General features: G+C 62.5%; 15 protein-coding genes and 1 tRNA gene. 9 read left to right on the top strand and 7 right to left on the bottom strand.

Annotation, left to right across the window (positions count from 1 at the left end; genetic code table 11):
* The first annotated feature begins 12 nt into the window (after nucleotides 1–12).
* From ACGYLI_RS05015 to ACGYLI_RS05000, 4 genes are all read left to right on the top strand, one after another.
* Nucleotides 13–1047: a cysteine synthase A gene (locus tag ACGYLI_RS05015; protein WP_394401039.1), complete on the top strand. Its 1035-nt coding sequence runs from the start codon at nucleotides 13–15 to the stop codon at nucleotides 1045–1047.
* Nucleotides 1044–3407: a DUF3772 domain-containing protein gene (locus tag ACGYLI_RS05010; RefSeq protein ID WP_394417647.1), complete on the top strand. Its 2364-nt coding sequence runs from the start codon at nucleotides 1044–1046 to the stop codon at nucleotides 3405–3407. Before ACGYLI_RS05015 ends, ACGYLI_RS05010 begins: the two co-directional genes overlap by 4 nt.
* The gene (locus ACGYLI_RS05005; RefSeq protein ID WP_394417644.1) at nucleotides 3404–4126 is read left to right on the top strand and encodes an alanyl-tRNA editing protein; all 723 of its coding nucleotides are present in this window, start codon (nucleotides 3404–3406) and stop codon (nucleotides 4124–4126) included. The genes ACGYLI_RS05010 and ACGYLI_RS05005 overlap by 4 nt, the downstream gene beginning before the upstream one ends.
* Before the next feature lie 72 nt (nucleotides 4127–4198).
* Nucleotides 4199–4288: transfer RNA gene (locus tag ACGYLI_RS05000), tRNA-Ser, on the top strand.
* Between the two features lie 112 nt (nucleotides 4289–4400).
* Here the strand turns inward: ACGYLI_RS05000 and ACGYLI_RS04995 are convergent.
* From ACGYLI_RS04995 to ACGYLI_RS04980, 4 genes are all read right to left on the bottom strand, one after another.
* Nucleotides 4401–4691: a hypothetical protein gene (locus ACGYLI_RS04995; protein WP_394417641.1), complete on the bottom strand. Its 291-nt coding sequence runs from the start codon at nucleotides 4689–4691 to the stop codon at nucleotides 4401–4403.
* A gap of 437 nt (nucleotides 4692–5128) precedes the next feature.
* Complete coding sequence (locus ACGYLI_RS04990) at nucleotides 5129–5725, bottom strand: L,D-transpeptidase (RefSeq protein WP_394417638.1); 597 nt, start codon at nucleotides 5723–5725, stop codon at nucleotides 5129–5131.
* Between the two features lie 111 nt (nucleotides 5726–5836).
* Nucleotides 5837–7564 carry an FAD/NAD(P)-binding protein gene (locus ACGYLI_RS04985; protein ID WP_394417635.1) on the bottom strand — a complete coding sequence of 576 codons (1728 nt, stop codon included), beginning with the start codon at nucleotides 7562–7564 and terminating at the stop codon, nucleotides 5837–5839.
* Between the two features lie 47 nt (nucleotides 7565–7611).
* A complete protein-coding gene (locus ACGYLI_RS04980) occupies nucleotides 7612–8181 on the bottom strand; it encodes a DUF882 domain-containing protein (RefSeq protein WP_067267369.1) in 570 nt (189 codons plus the stop codon).
* A gap of 331 nt (nucleotides 8182–8512) precedes the next feature.
* Between ACGYLI_RS04980 and ACGYLI_RS04975 the strand changes: the two genes are divergently transcribed.
* From ACGYLI_RS04975 to ACGYLI_RS04960, 4 genes are read left to right on the top strand one after another with little or no spacing between them, the layout of a single operon-like run.
* On the top strand, nucleotides 8513–10129 hold the full coding sequence (locus ACGYLI_RS04975; RefSeq protein WP_394417632.1) for a murein L,D-transpeptidase: 1617 nt from the start codon (nucleotides 8513–8515) through the stop codon (nucleotides 10127–10129).
* Nucleotides 10130–10163: 34 nt separating this feature from the next.
* Entirely contained in the window at nucleotides 10164–11255 is a 1092-nt protein-coding gene (gene lpxD, locus ACGYLI_RS04970) for a UDP-3-O-(3-hydroxymyristoyl)glucosamine N-acyltransferase (RefSeq protein ID WP_394417630.1), read from the top strand.
* A 32-nt stretch (nucleotides 11256–11287) separates the two neighbouring features.
* Entirely contained in the window at nucleotides 11288–11545 is a 258-nt protein-coding gene (locus tag ACGYLI_RS04965; protein ID WP_209217782.1) for an acyl carrier protein, read from the top strand.
* A 3-nt stretch (nucleotides 11546–11548) separates the two neighbouring features.
* On the top strand, nucleotides 11549–12757 hold the full coding sequence (locus tag ACGYLI_RS04960; RefSeq protein WP_394417627.1) for a beta-ketoacyl-[acyl-carrier-protein] synthase family protein: 1209 nt from the start codon (nucleotides 11549–11551) through the stop codon (nucleotides 12755–12757).
* 69 nt (nucleotides 12758–12826) lie between these two features.
* Here ACGYLI_RS04960 and ACGYLI_RS04955 read toward each other — a convergent pair whose 3' ends face one another.
* Nucleotides 12827–13477: an invasion associated locus B family protein gene (locus ACGYLI_RS04955; RefSeq protein WP_209217784.1), complete on the bottom strand. Its 651-nt coding sequence runs from the start codon at nucleotides 13475–13477 to the stop codon at nucleotides 12827–12829.
* A 467-nt stretch (nucleotides 13478–13944) separates the two neighbouring features.
* Between ACGYLI_RS04955 and ACGYLI_RS04950 the strand changes: the two genes are divergently transcribed.
* On the top strand, nucleotides 13945–15483 hold the full coding sequence (locus tag ACGYLI_RS04950; protein WP_394417624.1) for a helicase HerA-like domain-containing protein: 1539 nt from the start codon (nucleotides 13945–13947) through the stop codon (nucleotides 15481–15483).
* 76 nt (nucleotides 15484–15559) lie between these two features.
* Here ACGYLI_RS04950 and ACGYLI_RS04945 read toward each other — a convergent pair whose 3' ends face one another.
* Nucleotides 15560–16864: a branched-chain amino acid ABC transporter permease gene (locus ACGYLI_RS04945; RefSeq protein ID WP_394417621.1), complete on the bottom strand. Its 1305-nt coding sequence runs from the start codon at nucleotides 16862–16864 to the stop codon at nucleotides 15560–15562.
* Nucleotides 16861–17871 carry a branched-chain amino acid ABC transporter permease gene (locus ACGYLI_RS04940; protein WP_067261483.1) on the bottom strand — a complete coding sequence of 337 codons (1011 nt, stop codon included), beginning with the start codon at nucleotides 17869–17871 and terminating at the stop codon, nucleotides 16861–16863. Before ACGYLI_RS04940 ends, ACGYLI_RS04945 begins: the two co-directional genes overlap by 4 nt.
* Between the last annotated feature and the right edge of the window lies 1 nt (nucleotide 17872).

Below are 17872 nucleotides of genomic sequence, written 5' to 3'. Positions count from 1 at the left end.
CTGGGGGCAAACATGCAGGTTGCTAAAGATCTGGCCGAGGCCATTGGAAACACACCGCTGATCCGGCTGCGCGGCGCGAGCGAAGAGACCGGCTGCGAAATCTTGGGCAAGGCGGAGTTCATGAACCCCGGCCAGTCGGTCAAGGACCGCGCGGCGCTGTTCATCATCCGCGACGCCATCGCACGGGGTGAGTTGAAGCCCGGCGGCACCATTGTTGAAGGCACCGCAGGCAACACCGGCATCGGGCTTGCGCTGGTGGGCGCGTCGATGGGGTTCAAGACCGTCATTGTCATCCCTGAGACCCAGTCGCAGGAAAAGAAAGACATGCTGCGCCTGGCCGGTGCCGAACTGGTGCAAGTGCCCGCCGCACCGTATAAGAACCCCAATAACTTCGTCCGCTATTCCGAACGTTTGGCCAAGGAATTGGCCAAGACCACGCCCGAGGGGGTGATCTGGGCCAACCAGTTCGACAATACCGCCAACCGGCAAGCACATATCGAAACCACTGGACCCGAGATTTGGGAACAGACCGGCGGCAAGGTCGATGGCTTTTGCTGCGCGGTCGGCTCGGGCGGGACGCTCGTTGGTGTGGCCATGGCGCTGCAACCCAAGGGCGTCAAAATCGCACTGGCCGATCCCGATGGCGCGGCGCTGCATAGCTACTATACCGAGGGCGAGTTGAAATCCGAAGGCAGCTCCATAGCCGAAGGCATCGGGCAGGGGCGGATCACTGCGAACCTCGAAGGGTTCAAGCCCGACTATTCCTATAATATCTCCGACGAAGAGGCCCTGCCGGTCGTCTTTGACCTGCTGGAGAATGAGGGGCTCTGCCTTGGTGCCTCCTCGGGCGTCAATGTCGCCGGGGCCATGCGTCTGGCGAAAGAGATGGGGCCGGGCCATACCATCGTGACCGTCTTGTGCGACTTCGGCACGCGCTATCAATCCAAGCTCTTTAACCCCGAGTTCCTGCGCGAAAAGGGGCTGCCGACGCCCGGTTGGCTTGATGCCGCACCGCAATCCATCCCAGGTGTTTTCGAGGATACATGACCCAAATGCTCCGCTTCGCCCTCGGCCTTACCGCGTTGCTGGTCTGGCTGACCGGCGCTGCTGTCGCACAGGAACCGGTTCTGCCGGATTTCGACCAATGGGAAACCGTCGCCTCTTCGGCTGAAGAGGCGATTGACGCGCCCGATACCACCGAAACCATGCTGGAGGTGCAGCGCGCCCGGCTGGTGGATTACCGCGCCGAGTTCGATGCGGCGCGCAACCTGAATGCGGCGCGGATCAGCGCGCTGCGCGAACAATTGGCCGCGCTTGGCACCCCGCCGGAGGGCGAGGGGGCCGAGCCGGAATCCCCCGAAGTCGCCGCCAACCGTGAAGAGTTGAACCGACAGCTCAACACACTGCTGACCCCGGTCCAGCGGGCCGAAGCGGCATATCTGCGCGCCGATGCGCTGATCGGGCAGATCGACGTGGCCCTGCGCGAACGCCAGACCGAGCAGTTGATGGAGGTGGTGCCCACGCCGCTTAACCCCGTCCATTGGCGCACCGCGATAGACGATCTGGCGACAGCGGCGGGTGAGATCGCCGCCGAAGCGCCTGACGATGCCGATACGGCACGGCGCAGCCTGCGTTCCTCTCTCCCTGCGGTTCTGGCCCTCACCATTCTGGGCTTGGTGCTGATCTTCCGTGGCCACCATTGGTCGACCGCGATCGTGGGGCGGCTCCAGCAGTTCGGCGCGCGCGGCTTTGGCATCTGGCGCTTTGTCGTGTCTCTTTTGCGGATCATCCTGCCCACGGTCGGTCTGGTCTTGCTGGCCATGGCCGTCTTGGCAACCGATTGGCTTGGCCCGCGCGGCTCGACCCTTGTGCAGCTTATCCCGGTGATCGGCGGCGCAATGCTGGGCGTTCGCTGGGTCGCCGAACGGGTGTTCTCGCGCGATGAGGACGAGGCCTTGATCCTGCTGCCCGCGGCTGAGCGCAAAGCGGTTCGTTTCTACGTCAGCATCATCACCGTCACCGTCATCATTGGCGCCATCATCACAGCCATTTTCGACGGCCAGCAACCGGCAGAAACCACCGAGGCCGTGCTGCGCCTGCCGGTGATGCTGCTGAGCGCCTTTGCCCTGTTCCGCATCGGGAAAATTCTGCGCGGTTACAGCGATCCGCTGGCGGAAGACGTTTCCGCCGCCGAAGAGCCGCGGACCTCGACCCTGAACCGCGTCGTGCGTGGGCTGGGCTTGGGCGCGATGATCGTGGCCGTGGTCGCGCCCCTCTTGCTGATCAGCGGCTATTACAACGCCGCCGTCTCGCTGCTGCCGCCCTATGTCACCACGCTGGTGCTTCTGGGGCTGGTGATGACGCTGCAACGCTTCTTGGCCGATGTTTACGGCGCGATGACCGGGCAGGGGGTGCAGGCACGCGACGCGCTGATGCCCGTCTTCTTTGGCTTGATCCTGCTGCTGCTGTCGCTGCCTGTGATGGCGCTGGCATGGGGCGCGCGGGTCACTGACCTGACTGAGCTTTGGGCGCTGTTCAGCCGCGGCTTCGCCTTTGGTGAGACGCGGATCCGTCCCACGGATTTCCTCTCCTTCGCCGTGATCTTCGTGATTGGCTATGCCGTCACCCGTCTGATCCAAGGGGCACTCCGCAGCAACGTCCTGCCCAAGACGCGGATGGACATCGGCGGGCAGAACGCCATCGTCTCGGGGATCGGCTATGTCGGGATTTTCCTCGCCGCGCTGCTCGCCATCACCGGGGCAGGGATCGACCTTTCTGCGCTGGCCTATGTCGCCGGTGCGCTGTCGGTCGGTATTGGTTTTGGCCTACAAAACGTGGTGTCGAACTTCGTCTCGGGCATCATCCTGTTGATCGAACGTCCGATCTCCGAGGGGGATTGGATCGAGGTGGGTGGTCAGATGGGCTATGTGCGTGACATCTCGGTGCGCTCCACAAGGATCGAAACCTTCGACCGCACTGATGTCATCGTGCCCAACGCCGATCTGATCAGCGGCACGGTCACCAACTACACCCGCGGCAATACCGTGGGCCGCCTCATCGTACCCGTGGGCGTGGCTTACGGCACCGACACCAAACGGATCGAAGGCATCCTGCAAGAGATCGCCGAGGCGCAGCCCATCGTGCTGACCAACCCGCCGCCCGCGGTCTTGTTCTTGAACTTCGGGGCCGATGCGCTGGAATTCGAGGTGCGCTGCTACCTGCGGGATGTGAACTGGATGATGAAGGTCAAGAACGACATCAACCACGCCATCGCCGCGCGTTTCAAAGAGGAAGGAATCGAAATTCCCTTTGCCCAACGCGACCTATGGCTGCGCAACCCTGAGACGTTGAAGGCCGAAGCAGCACCGAAAATAGAAGATGACGCAAAGCCGGAGCCGCAGGCATGACGGGCGAGCTGTACCGGACCGAGACCTACCTGCGCGACGCCCCGGCCCGCGTGGCGGCCCATACGCCCGAAGGTGGGGTGATCTTGGACAATTCCCTGTTCTACCCCACGGGCGGCGGCCAGCCGGGCGACAGCGGGTGGCTGACCTGGGACAAGCAAGAGCTTACCATCGCGACCACGGTGCGCGACCGAGACAGCGGCGGCATCGCGCTGGTCCCGGCAGAGCCGCGTCCCTTGCCGCCGGTGGGCGCATTCGTGAAACAGGAACTCGATTGGGACCGCCGCCACAAGCACATGCGGGTTCATACGGCGCTGCACCTTCTGTCGGTCGTGATCCCGCATCCCGTGACGGGGGGGCAGATTTCGGCCACCCACGGGCGGCTTGATTTCAACATGCCCGACGCGCCGCAGGACCGCGAGGAACTGGAGGAGGCGCTGAACCACTTCGTCTCCCTCGATGCGCGGGTGAGCGAGGACTGGATCACCGAAGCCGAATTGGACGCCGCGCCTGAACTCATCAAAACCATGTCCGTCGCCCCGCCGCGCGGACGGGGGGACATTCGCCTAATCCGCATCGGAGGGGCGCCGGACCCCATCGATCTGCAACCCTGCGGCGGCACCCATGTCGCCCGCACCGGCGAGATCGGCGGGCTTCGCCTTGGAAAGATTCAGAAAAAGGGCCGTTTGAACCGCCGGGTCTATGTTCATCTGGGCGGTTAAATAAATTTATCCTCTCTGGGGGGAATTCGCTCTTGCAACTCACTGCCCCCCCAAGCTAAACCCCGCCTCAACGGAGCGGTGGCCGAGTGGTCGAAGGCGCACGCCTGGAAAGTGTGTAGGCGGGAGACCGTCTCCAGGGTTCGAATCCCTGTCGCTCCGCCATTTTCCCTTTTTTGCAGAAAGAAGTTGTTGCCCATCGGGCCATGCGGCTCCGCCTGCAAGAAAAAAGCCCGGCACCTTTCGGGCCGGGCCTCTCGGGTCTACCTAAGACAATTTAGCGAGAGTCGTTGCCCGCGCCATAACCACCATAGGCGAAACCTTCGCCCAAGCTGCTCACGGGGCCGCTGGTCGAGAAGGTGGCGACCGGCGCACTCTCGTCCGAGAATGTTTCCAAGCGCAGGTCAGCGGCGCGCTCATTAGGGCGGGCTTCACCGGCATCCGCGGCATGGACGACATCAGCCGTTAGGGACGTGTCCAAGCGCAGGTCTTCGTAGCGCGTCGATTGGCCTGCGAAGCTCGCGGTGGCGATCAGAGTGGCGGCGGCGGTTGCGATAAAGAGTTTCATTGTTCTAGTCCTTTCAGGTTTGGGAAAGGGCGTCGGCTTTCTCGCTCTGGGGAGAGGCGGGGAGGTCGGGAGGCCCGTTCGATACAATGATATTAAGGCGCGGCGAGGGGCGGTTACAAAGCAACTCGGATCACGGCCCAGTGTTAGAGCGAGACCCGGCGCGATCAGATCGTAACAAATTGCCATAGCCTCATAAGATACTGTTCTTAATGGGTTATCCCTGCGCCGCGGGCCGGGGCCCATGACGCTAGTCGGCCCCGCGAAAAGCGTTCAAGACCTGTTACACAGTCGTCGCAGAAACGTGTGTGCCGCCACCGCAGGCAAACCTCTTTGGCCCGTGTGAAATGTTTCAATCCTACTGGTCGACTGAGAGGCACAAAAAAAGCCCGAAGCGGATATTCTCCGCTCCGGGCTACTTGATGTGGCCGAAAGAAAACTCAGCCGATGGGTTCGTAAAGCACCACGCGGGTGTTCATCGGCACGCGGTCATAAAGCTCGGCCATCTGATCGTTCACCAGACGGGCACAGCCGTTCGAGACGCGTTTGCCCAATGTGCTGGGGTCATTGGTGCCATGGATGCGCAAGAAGGTATCGCCGCGCTCTTCGGTAAAGAGATAGAGGGCACGCGACCCCAGCGGATTGTCCAAACCGCCTTCCATACCATCGGCATATTTCTTGTATTTCTCCGGTTCGCGGTCAATCATACCTGGGGTCGGGGTCCAGCTCGGCCATTCCTTCTTGGCACCAACGTAAAACTCGCCGGATTCATAAAGACCGGGGCGGCCCACGCCCACGGTATAGCGCCACGCCATATTGTCGGGCAGTGTCCAGTAGAGCGCGAAATTGTCGGGATCGACGTGGATTTCATAGGGCGGCGCGCCTGCCGCGATTGGCACTTTGCGCGGCATCATCTCTGGCGGCACGTCATAGCTCGGCATTTCCTTGGGCGGATGCGCCAAAGCAGGTGTGACAAGGCCACCGCCGAAGGCGGCACCGCTGGCGGCTACACCGGTGATGAAATGTCGTCTCTTCATTGCGTCGTTCCCCTATTCTTCAATCTCGTGTTGAAAGAGAAACCGTTTCAGCGCCTTGCCGTTCCATCGCGCGGGCCGGATCACAAACTGTTGTAGCCAAGCGGCAGCGTGTCAAACCGACAGCCTGTCGATCACGCCCTGCGCCCAACGGTCGGCGGATTGGCCAAAGCAATCGTGCAGGGAATCCACCGCCGTCACACTGCCGAGCGCCAGCCGCCCCAGCAGGCAAAGGCGGGGCACGGGCCGTCCGTCACGGGCGCGCAGCGTCCCGTCAGGCGCGGTCGCGGCGGCCAGATCGGATGACTGCGAGGAGAGCAAACCTTGGGAGATGAGATCAGGCAGGGGCGGTGCTGCGATGCCCGAGAGGTTCGGCGCAGGCAGCACCGCATCGACTATGACCGACACCTCCGCCGCGTGCCCCTCCGCCTGCAATGTCCAGCCTTGCGCGCTATTCGTGATCTCTGGATTGGTGGCGAAGGACAGGTCGACCAGCCCTGCGTCGATCAGAGCCAAAAGCTCCCGGGCGGAGGCGAGGGGCGGGCCGTAGGAATATCGTTTCAGCCCCTCATCGAAGTCTATCAGCCGCTTGGCCGTCTGGGGCGACGCCTTGCCCGGGTTGAAGGCCGCGCGCCATGCGTCCTGCCATTTGCGCCAAACCTGCCCGAGCGTGTAGCCAATACTCGACGCGACCTCTCCGGCGGCCAGTTCTATCCCATGGCGCAGCGCCTTCATTGGGGGCAACTGGTCCTGCGCGCCGGGGTCTGACCATTCCACCTCCAACCAGTTCGCGATTTCCGCCGCCCGCACATTGTGAGGCGCGAGGATACGCGCGACCACGGGTAGGAGGGCGTCAGAGATCAGCAAAGGCGCCGCTTCAGGTGCCGCACTGACCGCAGCCGTGGCGGCCTTTGAGAAACCTGCGGTCTCTTCCGATGTGGGATTGAACAGCGCGTCGAAAGCGGCAGCCTGTGGCTTGGGGAAGGGGGGTTGCCCGTTGAGCGAGAAGGGCAGAATGCGGCAGGGCTCCCGGCCCGAGGCATGATAGCCCGCCGCGTCGAAGCGCCCGCCCTGTGCCATGGTCAGACCACGCAACACGTCATAGGTCGAGAGCCCCAAGCCCCGGATCGCGACGTGCTTGCCCCGCCATGCCGCCGCCCTCGCGCGCAGATCTGCCGCCGGATAGGCCTGCGCGACCTCCGCCTCGCGCCGCGCCGCGTGCTCTTCCCAATCGGCCCACTGCGCGTCCGGCTCGACAGGGGGCTGCCCGAGGGTGAGGAGCACTTCGTCATATAGGGCCTCCGACCCGCTTTCCGATTGCACACGCCAACCCGCCCCCTCGGGCGAGATGCGGGCCACAGCGGCGGGGATCACCCTGCAAGTCACGCCAGTTTTCGTAAAACCCCGGGCAAAAAGATCGTCCCGCCGCGCCATAAGGTAGCGGCCCATTTCGGCGCGGGAGGGGAAACTGTCGGGATCTACGGCGCGGTCTTGCCACTCCGCGAAATGTCCGACCCGCGACCCCTTCGGCGGGCGGATCGCGATATCTCGGTTTGGGATGTTAAGCAGACAATAGGTGGGCTCCGAGGGGGCGAAGTTCGGACCCGCGCCGGGATGGGGGCCGGGTTCATAAATGTCGATCTCTATCCGCCCTTCGGTCCTAGTAAGCCGTTGCGACAGAGCCTCCAACGCGCCAAGGCCGCGCGGCCCGAAACCGATCACCGCAATGCGCGCCGCTTCTATCTGCATCTCTCTCCCCGGCATGTGTTTGGCGCGACCGTAGAGCCGTACCACGGCCAGCGAAAGCCCACCGGCGACAAAATCGGGCAACAAAAAAGGCACCCGAAGGCGCCCTTAACAATTCACTCATCCCGCCCGAGAGGCTGCGATCAGCCGCCCCAGCTGCGCACTGTGCCGCAGTCCATATGGGTGAAGTTGGAGCCGGAGTAGCGCCCGACACCGCCACCGCGACAAGCCATCGCCGCGCGGGCCACCTGATGCACCGAGCGCGAGGCGAGGCGCAGGTCAGCGGCCTGACCTTTGAGGTGCAGCGAATTCTTGGCCACACCGCTGGAACGGGAGCGCAGCATCGCGTTGGTTTTCGGGCTGCGGTAGCCGGAGAGGAGCATATAGGGCTCGTTCACATCCAGCAGATTATGCGACGCGGCCATGATGTCGATGGTGCGCAGGTCCATGTTGATGACATCGTCGGTCCGCCAGTCGCGCATGAAGTGATTGATTTCGGCAAAGGCGTCTTTGATATAGTGGCCTTCGATCCAATAGATCATGTCCAACCGCTCACCGGTGCGGCCCGAATACATGCGGATGCGGCGAATGTCGCCTGCGCCCCGTAGAAAGCCTGCCGCGTTCGAGAAGGTGGGAGCTGCTGCAACGGTGGTTGCTGCGAATGCGCCGAGAAGGGCGCGCCGGGTCATCCCCGAGGAGCTTTTGCCTGTCATGTGTCTCTGTCCCGTCGTCTGCCTAAGTTACCCAAGATGTTACATGGGCCATTCATCTCATCCCCAGATGCAACATTGTTATTGCATAGCGGGAAAACCTGACCAAGGGCTGAATCGGAATGGTTCCCGAGTGGTTCGAATTTAGGCAAATTTTTGCGCAATGAGGTTAAAAAACCCAATGTTTGCAGGGGCAACCGATGCGCAATCCGCACAGGCCATCACGCGTTTTTCCTGCGAACGGAAATTTGAATGGACTTGCGCGTAGTATTATTGGCAAACCGGGCAGGCAATAGGGTCGCGCGGCGGCAATGGTATATTCACGGGGTACGACATGGGTTTTAGCGCGACTTTTTCACGGCAACTGTCCAAATTTATCGCAGGGTTTGCCCTATTGATTTCGGCACTGGTCCTTGCCGCGCCTGCCACGGCGCAGGTCACCGCTTTCAAACAAGCCGTCGCCGAAGCTGCTGCCCAAGACGATGATATCGCCGCCTTCTATCGTGAGAACGATTATACCGCCATCTGGACAGGGGCCGCCGAAGAGCACCGCGCGCGCCGGTCGGAACTGATGCGGGCGATCACCACGGCAGATGATCATGGCCTGCCGGTCACGCGCTACAACCCCGATGCGGTGTTGGAGATGCTGCGCACAGCCAAGACCCCGCGTGATCGCGGATTCGCCGAGGTGGAGTTGAGCCGCGTGTTCCTGCGCTATGCCCGCGACGTGCAGACCGGCGTACTGATCCCCAAACGGATCATCAGCCAGATCGTGCGCGAAATTCCGTACCGTGACCGGAAGACCTATCTGCAAGACCTGCCCAAATCCACGCCCGCCGCTTATTTCCGCGCCCTGCCGCCGCGCAGCCTTGAGTATAATGCGCTGCTGAAAGAGAAGATCGCGATGGAAAAGCTGCTCTCCCAGGGCGGCTGGGGCCCCTCGGTGCCTGCGGGTAAACTCGAGCCGGGCGATACCGGGAATGACGTGATTGCCCTGCGCAACCGCCTGATCGCCATGGGCTTTCTGGAACGGTCCAATGCCGTGGGCTATGACGCCAGCCTGACCGAAGCCGTGCGCCAGTTCCAAGAGGCCCACGGGCTGAACACCGATGGCGTTGCCGGTCCGGCCACGATGAAACAGATCAACATCGGCGTTGAGCAGCGGCTGCAATCGGTCATGGTCTCACTTGAGCGTGAGCGTTGGTTCAACACCGACCGCGGCAAACGCCATATCCTTGTGAACATCCCCGATTTCTCGGCCAAGATCATCGACGATGGCAAGATCACCTTCCAAACCCGCTCGGTCGTGGGGGCCGCGCGCGAGGACCGTCCGACGCCCGAATTCTCGGACGTGATGGAGCATATGGTGGTCAACCCCAGCTGGTATGTGCCGCGGTCGATCGTCACTGGGGAATACCTGCCGCAGCTCAAGCGCAACCCCTATGCGGTCAACCATATCGAGATTACCGACAGCCGGGGCCGCAAGGTGAACCGCGGCGCGGTGAACTTTAACCGCTACACCGCGCGGACCTTCCCCTTCGCCATGCGCCAACCGCCCAGCAAGACCAATGCCTTGGGTCTGGTGAAGTTCATGTTCCCCAACAAATACAACATCTACCTGCATGACACCCCGGCCAAGAGCCTGTTTGCCCGCGACGTGCGTGCGTTCAGCCATGGCTGCGTGCGTCTGGCCGAGCCGTTTGAATTCGCCTATGCGCTGCTGGCCCCGCAATCGGCGGACCCGGAAGGCGAGTTTCAGGCCATTCTGCGCAGCGGACGCGAGACGCGCGTCGTCCTCGAAGAGCAGGTGCCGGTGCATCTGATCTACCGCACCGCCGTGACCAACGCCCGCGGCCATACCGAATACCGCGATGACGTATATGGCCGGGATGCGCTGATCTGGAACGCGCTCTCCAAGGCGGGGGTGGCCTTGCGCGGCGTTCAGGGGTAACTCTCGGGCGCGCAACAAGTAAGGGCCGCCCGAAATGACCTATAGTGTTCAGCAAATCGCCAAAGCCGTCGGCGCCAGCGCCGAGGGCGACATCGAACTCAAGGTAAGCGGCGTCGCGGAACCCGCCAGCGCCAAATCGGGCGAAATGGCGCTGGCGATGGACCCGCGCTATGCCAGCAGCCTCACCGATGGCGCCGCCGAAGTGGCGATGCTTTGGGAAGGGGCCGACTGGCGCGCCCTGGGCCTCAAGGCCGCGATCCTGCCCAACCGCCCGCGCTACGCGCTTTCTGGCGTGACGCGGATGCTCGACAAGGGGCAGGGGTTCAAGCCGGGCATCCACCCCACTGCCGTGATCGACCCCGAGGCCGTGCTGGGTGAGGGCGTCTCGGTCGGCCCCTTGGCGGTGATCTCTGCCGGGGCGCGGATCGGCGCGGGCAGCGTCATCGGGCCGCTGTGTTTTGTCGGCGTGGATACGACATTGGGCGATGGCTGTTTTCTGCGCGAACATGTCAGCATCGGCGCGCGGGTCACCATCGGATCGGGTTTCATCGCGCAATCGGGCGTGCGCTTGGGCGGGGACGGTTTCTCTTTCGTCACGGCTGAGCTGTCCACCGTGGAAAGCGCGCGGCAAACGCTCGGCGATCAGGGCGATGCCGCCCCGCAGCCTTGGACCCGTATCCATTCGCTTGGCGCCGTGACCATCGGCGCGGATGTCGAAATGGGCATGGGCTCCACCATCGACAACGGCACCATTCGCGACACGCAGGTCGGCGACGGCACGAAAATCGACAACCTCGTGCATATCGGCCACAATGCTGTGATCGGCAAAAACTGCCTGCTCTGCGGGCAGGCGGGCGTTGGCGGCTCGACCCGCGTGGGCGACAATGTGGTGCTCGGCGGGCAGGTCGGTCTGGCCGACAACATCACCATTGGCGACCGGGTGATCGCGGGCGGGGGGACCATTGTGCTTTCCAACGTGCCCGAGGGGCGCACCATGTTGGGCTACCCTGCCACCCAAATGAGCAAGCAGACCGAGATCTATAAAGCGCTGCGCCGTTTGCCCAAGCTGCTGCGTGATGTCGCGGCCCTGCAAAAGGTGGTTTCCAAAGCCGACAAGGCTGACTAAACCTGCCGCGGACATATGTTGGGGGACGCCGCATGAGCACTCAGGATCAGGTCATTACCATCCTCGCCGAACAGGCCATGATAGAGCCGGAGGATGTCACGCTCGACAGCACGCTCGAAGACCTCGGGATCGACAGCATGGGGGTCGTGGAATGCATCTTTGCGATTGAAGAGACATTCGACATCAACGTGCCTTTCAACGCCAACAGCCCCAGCGAAAGCGATTTCGACATCTCGACCGTGCGCAGCATCGTCGCCGGGGTGGAACGGCTACAAGCCGAACAGAGCTGAGCGATGCGGCGCGTTGTCATCACCGGCGCGGGCACGATCAACGCTCTGGGCCTGTCGGTGCCCGAAACGCTGGCGGCCATGCGCGAGGGCAAATGCGGCATCGGCCCGCTTGAGTTCCGGGATGTGGAGCGGCTGGCCATCCGCATCGGCGGTCAGGTGCGCGGGTTCGAGGCCGAGGGCCGCTACAACCGCCAGCAAATCGCGCTTTATGATCGGTTCACGCAATTCACCCTCACCGCCGCCCGCGAGGCGATCGAGCAATCGGGCCTGACCTTCACCGATGACTTGGCCGCCCGCGCCGGGGTTGTGCTGGGCACGGCGGGGGGCGGGGTCTCGACATGGGACGACAATTACCGCGCGGTCTATGAAGAGGGTAAAAACCGGGTGCATCCCTTCGTGGTGCCCAAGCTGATGAACAACGCCGCCGCCAGCCATGTCAGCATGGAATGGAACCTGCGCGGGCCGTCCTTCACCGTCTCCACCGCCTGTGCTTCGTCGAACCACGCCATGGCGCAGGCCTTTGCCATGGTCCGCTCCGGCATGAACCCGGTGATGGTGACGGGCGGATCCGAATCCATGCTTTGCTTCGGCGGGGTGAAGGCTTGGGAAGGGCTGCGCGTGATGAGCCGCGATGCCTGCCGCCCATTCTCTGCCAACCGTAATGGGATGGTGCAGGGCGAGGGGGCAGGGGTCTTTGTCTTTGAGGACTATGAACATGCCCGGGCGCGGGGGGCCGAGATTCTTTGCGAAGTGGCCGGTTTCGCCTTGACCTCGGATGCCAGCGATATCGTCATGCCCTCCAAAGCCGGGGCCGCGCGGGCCATGGAAGGGGCGCTGGCCGACGCGGGCATCAACCGCGATGAGGTCGGCTATATCAACGCCCATGGCACCGGGACCGCGGCGAATGACAAGACCGAATGTGCGGCGGTGGCGGATGTGTTTGGCACCCATGCGGACCGGTTGATGATCTCTTCCACCAAGTCGATGCACGGTCATATAATCGGCGGCACCGGCGCGGTTGAGCTGCTGGCCTGTATCATGGCGCTACGGGACGGGGTGATCGCGCCGACCATTGGCTATGAGGAACCCGACCCGGAATGCGCGCTCGACGTGGTGCCCAATGAGGCGCGCCAAGCGCAGGTCGATGTGGCGCTCAGCAATGCTTTTGCCTTTGGTGGGATGAACGCCGTGCTGGCACTGCGCCGCGCCTAAGCGACGCGCGGCCATAAAAAATGCCGCCCCCGAGGTCGGGCGCGGCATTCAAATCGGTAAAATCCAGTCTTACTGCTCGATCACCGAAACTTCGTCGTAGCTGGCGGTGAACCCGTCGAGCGAAAGTGTCAGTTTCACTTCCTGATCTGGGGCCAGCGCGGGCACGATGGTCAGCACCGCTTCTTTGCCACGCTTGAACGCACCGATATCGGCATCGGTCAGACCCATGCGGACATAGCAGCCAACTGGGTTGCAGAAGGCATAGGGATAGCGGCGGGCCTTGCCGCCGTCGACGGACAGGGTCAGCTGCGCGGGCAAGGCGGTCTCAAGCGGGACGACAACCGTGGCACCGGCCTTGGCCTGCCCCCCATCGGGCAGCCGGAAGAGCGAGACTTCGGCAACCGGCGCGCCTTCGCCATCGGCGAGGAGCTGGTACATCTGGCAGGGGTCGACTTCTTCTTCGGTCTTGATGCAGCGCATCTCCCAAGCACCGATCTCTTTCTTGGTGTAGGGCTTGCCCAGATCGGGGTCTTTGTCCGCATCTTCACCGAGGCTCAGCTGCTCTTCGATCTGCGAAGCATTGCCGCTGGTGCCGGGCTGGGGCTGCTGCTCTTCGGTCTGGGCGGTGTCTTCTTCCGTGGCGGTCTGGGCGAAAGCCGTCATTGGGGCCGTCAGTGCAAGCGCTGCACAAAGCGGCAGGGCGGTCATAAACTTGCTCATGTCATATCCACATTTGTTGCGTTATCGCCCCTTACCACGCCGCCCCGGGATTGTCAGTGGCCAGGGCCGCATTTCGATCAAGGTTCGGGCAATTTCATGCCGACCCCGCAATCGCGGTTTTCCCGCGATGTCAGAGGCTTAAACGCCAGAAATGCAAAAGGGGACGCAGCGCGCCCCCTTTCCGTGTACTTTCTCCCCGTCGGACTGGGCCGACTTATTAATGCCACGTTAGGCAAGCGCGTGATGCCGGTCAACAGGAAAAATGCGTCAATCTGTCAGGGTTTTAGCACGGCCCCGGTCAGAAAAAGGGCCGCACCCGAAGGCGCGGCCAAGTCTAACAGGGAGGAAGTACACCCGCCCGATAAAAGGACATGCGAGCGGGATGCCTTCACTATGGCGCGCAAAGGTTAAGTTTGTATGCTCTAGTGGAACGGACGAATGGCTAAAATTGACAGAAAGGCCCCAGCGTGAGCAGTGACATCTTTATCGGCGGCGGCGGTCCCGACCATGCGACAAAGCAATTCCTCGATCTTGGCTATGCCAACCGTCACGGGCTGATCGCGGGGGCGACGGGCACGGGCAAAACGGTGACGCTGCAAATCCTTGCTGAGGGCTTTGCCAATGCCGGGGTGCCGGTGTTCTTGTCGGATGTGAAGGGCGATCTGTCCGGCCTTGCCGTCGCGGGGAGCGAGGCCGCCAAACTGCACGGCGCTTTCACCGAACGCGCGGCCAAGATCGGCTTTGACGACTATAGCTATCAATCCTTCCCGGTCACCTTTTGGGATCTCTTTGGTGAGCAGGGCCATCCCGTCCGCACCACGGTTTCCGAGATGGGGCCGCTGCTCATCGCGCAGTTGCTCAGCCTGTCGGAGGCGCAGGAGGGCATCCTGAACATCGCCTTCCGCGTGGCCGATGAGGAAGGGATGCCGCTTTTGGATCTGAAAGACCTGCAATCCCTACTGGTCTGGGTCGGCGAGAATGCGAAGGAATTGGCGCTGCGCTATGGCAATGTCTCGACCGCCTCCGTCGGCACCATTCAACGGCGGCTGCTGGTGCTGGAGAACCAAGGCGGCGCGCAGTTGTTTGGCGAGCCGGCGCTGGCGCTCTCGGACCTCATGCGCTGCGACGCCGAAGGGCGCGGGCGGATCAACATACTCGCCGCTGACAAGCTCATGGCCTCGCCCAAACTTTATGCGACTTTCCTGCTGTGGCTCATGTCCGAACTGTTCGAGGAACTGCCCGAGGTGGGCGACCGCGACAAACCCAAGCTCGTGTTCTTCTTCGACGAGGCGCATCTGCTGTTCGACGATGCGCCCAAGGCGCTGGTCGACAAGGTGGAACAGGTGGCGCGGCTCATCCGCTCCAAAGGCGTCGGGGTTTATTTCGTCACCCAGAACCCCGCCGATGTGCCCGACGATATCCTCGGCCAGCTTGGCAACCGTATCCAACACGCGCTACGCGCCTTTACCGCGCGGGATCGTAAGGAACTGCGCCAAGCCGCCGAGACCTACCGCGAGAACCCGCGTTTCGACACCGAAGAGGCGATCCGCGAGGTCGGCGTTGGCGAGGCGGTGACCTCTATGCTGCAACATAAGGGCGTGCCGGGTGTGGTGGAGCGTACCTTGATCCGCCCCCCGTCTTCGCGGCTCGGTCCGATTACCGTGGCAGAGCGTGCGGCGGTGCTGGCGGACTCCGATTTGGCAGGGAAATACGAGACCGTGCAGGACCGCGAGTCAGCCTATGAAATGCTGAAGGCCCGCGCGGAGGCTGCGGCAAAAGAGGCGGAAAAAATCGAAGCCGCGGCAGAGGCCGAGGACGCGGCCGCGCGCGAGTTCCAGAAAGCACGCCGCTATGGCGGGGCGCGCAGTGGCGGCAGCCGGTCAAGCCGTAAGGCATCGGACGGTTTCGGCGATGCCATCGCAAGCGCGGTGATCAAAGAGCTGAAAGGCACCACCGGGCGCCGGATCGTACGCGGTATCTTGGGCGGATTGTTCAAAGGGCGTTGAAGCGGCCTGAGAAATGAAAAAGGGGCGCGGTATTGCTACCGCGCCCCTTTTTTTATGTCACGAAGGTCCACCTGCTTTACCGCTCGGGGATCAACCCGCGCGGGCTGAAGCGGAGCACCAGCAGCAGCACGATACCCATGGTCAGCAGACGCATATGCGCCGCGCTCTCGATCAGATGAGCCTTCAGCGCCGAGCCTTCGGACATGCCGGCTGTGATCAGGTTCATCAGCCACAGGCCCATCGGTTCGACCTGCACCCAAAGGAACCAGATCAGAAAGCCGCCCAGAATCGCGCCGAAGTTGTTGCCCGAGCCGCCAACGATCACCATCACCCAAATGAGGAAGGTGAAGCGCAGCGGCTGGTAGGTGCCGGGCGTGAGCTGGCTGTCCATCGTCGTCATCATCGCCCCCGCGATGCCACAGATCGCGGAACCGAGGATGAAGACCTGCAAATGCCGCGCGGTCACGTCTTTGCCCATGGCCTCTGCCGCGACTTCGTTGTCACGGATCGCACGCAGCATCCTGCCCCAAGGGGAGTGCAACGCCCGCTGGCTCATCCACAACAGGACGATCAGCACCGCCGCGAAGAGCGCGATATAGAGCAGTTTGACCCAGAGCGTCGAGGCGTCCACGGGATCAAAGCCAAGGCCCGCCGCACGCTCCACGAAGGCGGGGTTGTTTTGCAGGTCGATCTCATAAGGAACAGGGCGGGGCAGGCCGATCACGTTCTTCACGCCACGGCTCATCCAGTCTTCGTTTTTCAGCACCGCGATGATGATCTCGGCAATCCCCAGCGTCGCAATCGCCAGATAGTCCGACCGCAGGCCGAGGGCCGTCTTGCCGATCAGCCAAGCCGCGCCAGCGGCAAAGAGACCGCCCACAGGCCAAGAGATCAGCACCGGCAGGCCAAGACCCCCGAGATAGCCGGTCTGCGCGGGGTTGATCGCCTCGACCGCTTCGACCGCAGGATCGAGCAGGGCGCGGAAGACGAAGAAACCGATGACCAGCACCGCAATCACCGAAAGCGTGCGCAGCGTGCCGGGGGCCATGCGTTTCATCAGCATGACCGCCGCCACCACGGTGCCCGCCCCAAGCGCCAGCGCCCCCAGAATGGCGAAACCACCGGTGGACCAAGCGCCCTCGGTCGGGGGCATGGAGACCAGCACAGCCGCCAAACCGCCAAGCGCCACGAAGCCCATGACGCCCACGTTGAACAGGCCCGCAAAGCCCCATTGCAAGTTCACCCCAAGCGCCATGATCGAAGAGATCAGGCCCATCGCGATGATCAGCAGGGCCGAGTTCCAGCTTTGGGCAAAGCCGGTGTAGATGATCATCAAGGCGATGATGCCGAAAAGGATCGTGTTTTTTACAGTCTGGGTCATACCGATTTCCCCTTGAACAGGCCGGTGGGCTTGATCAGCAGAACGATCAGTAGAATGACAAAGCTGACCGCAAATTTGTAATCCGTGCTCATGAGCTGCACCAAGCCGTCCGGCTGCAACCCTTCGGGCATCACATAGCCCAGCACCTTTTTCCACGCGTATGTGATCGTGACCTCGCTAAAGGCGATCACGAAACCGCCCGCGATGGCCCCGACCGGAGAGCCGAGCCCACCGACGATGGCCGCTGCGAAGATCGGCAGCAGAAGTTGGAAATAGGTGAAGGGTTTGAACGACTTATCAAGGCCATAAAGCGTGCCTGCGATGGTCGCCAAGGCGGCCACGATCATCCATGTGATCATCACCACACGCTCGGGGTTGATGCCCGACAAGAGCGCCAGATCCTCGTTATCGGAATAGGCGCGCATGGATTTGCCCGCCCGCGTCTTGTTGAGGAACCAGAACAGCAATGCGACGACGATGATCGCGGTGACGATGGTGATGCCTTGGGTGGTCTTGAAGGCCAGACCTTCTCGCAGGCCAGTCATCTCTTTGAAATCCCGCGCCGACATGATGAAGCGCTGGCCGTCGAGGAAGTTCTGGTCATCCGCGCCGATGATAAAGCGGGTGATGCCGTTGTAGATGAAGGTCACGCCGAGCGAGACGATCACGAGGATCACCGGCTTGGCCTTTTGTTCACGGTAGAACTTGTAGACCACCTTGTCTGTGCCGAGCACCAGCAGCATGGTAAAGGCGATGCCGAAGGGCAGGGCCAGAAGCGCCGTCGGCAGCACGCCGAGGCTCAGACCCATGGACTGGAACAGCCATGTCATCAGGATCGTCGCCATGGTGCCCATGGCCATCGTGTCGCCATGGGCGAAGTTGGAAAACCGCAGGATGCCGTAGACCAGCGTCACGCCAAGCGCGCCGAGCGCCAGTTGCGAGCCATAGGCGATGCCCGGAATGAGCACATAGTTCGAAAGTGCAATGAAAGCGTTGAGCAGATCCATG

Source organism: Sulfitobacter sp. 1A13421 (assembly GCF_043557285.1).
In the GTDB taxonomy this organism is placed as follows: Bacteria; Pseudomonadota; Alphaproteobacteria; order Rhodobacterales; family Rhodobacteraceae; genus Sulfitobacter; species Sulfitobacter faviae.
This window is presented reverse-complemented; position numbering and strand designations above follow the sequence as displayed.

Coding starts and splice junctions, on each gene's coding strand:
- lpxD (WP_394417630.1), top strand. CDS start 10,164: ATGACCTATAGTGTTCAGCAAATCGCCAAAGCCGTCGGCGCCAGCGCC.
- ACGYLI_RS04940 (WP_067261483.1), bottom strand. CDS start 17,871: ATGGATCTGCTCAACGCTTTCATTGCACTTTCGAACTATGTGCTCATT.
- ACGYLI_RS05010 (WP_394417647.1), top strand. CDS start 1,044: ATGACCCAAATGCTCCGCTTCGCCCTCGGCCTTACCGCGTTGCTGGTC.
- ACGYLI_RS04980 (WP_067267369.1), bottom strand. CDS start 8,181: ATGACAGGCAAAAGCTCCTCGGGGATGACCCGGCGCGCCCTTCTCGGC.
- ACGYLI_RS04995 (WP_394417641.1), bottom strand. CDS start 4,691: ATGAAACTCTTTATCGCAACCGCCGCCGCCACTCTGATCGCCACCGCG.
- ACGYLI_RS05005 (WP_394417644.1), top strand. CDS start 3,404: ATGACGGGCGAGCTGTACCGGACCGAGACCTACCTGCGCGACGCCCCG.
- ACGYLI_RS05015 (WP_394401039.1), top strand. CDS start 13: ATGCAGGTTGCTAAAGATCTGGCCGAGGCCATTGGAAACACACCGCTG.
- ACGYLI_RS04945 (WP_394417621.1), bottom strand. CDS start 16,864: ATGACCCAGACTGTAAAAAACACGATCCTTTTCGGCATCATCGCCTTG.
- ACGYLI_RS04975 (WP_394417632.1), top strand. CDS start 8,513: ATGGGTTTTAGCGCGACTTTTTCACGGCAACTGTCCAAATTTATCGCA.
- ACGYLI_RS04960 (WP_394417627.1), top strand. CDS start 11,549: ATGCGGCGCGTTGTCATCACCGGCGCGGGCACGATCAACGCTCTGGGC.
- ACGYLI_RS04955 (WP_209217784.1), bottom strand. CDS start 13,477: ATGAGCAAGTTTATGACCGCCCTGCCGCTTTGTGCAGCGCTTGCACTG.
- ACGYLI_RS04965 (WP_209217782.1), top strand. CDS start 11,288: ATGAGCACTCAGGATCAGGTCATTACCATCCTCGCCGAACAGGCCATG.
- ACGYLI_RS04990 (WP_394417638.1), bottom strand. CDS start 5,725: ATGAAGAGACGACATTTCATCACCGGTGTAGCCGCCAGCGGTGCCGCC.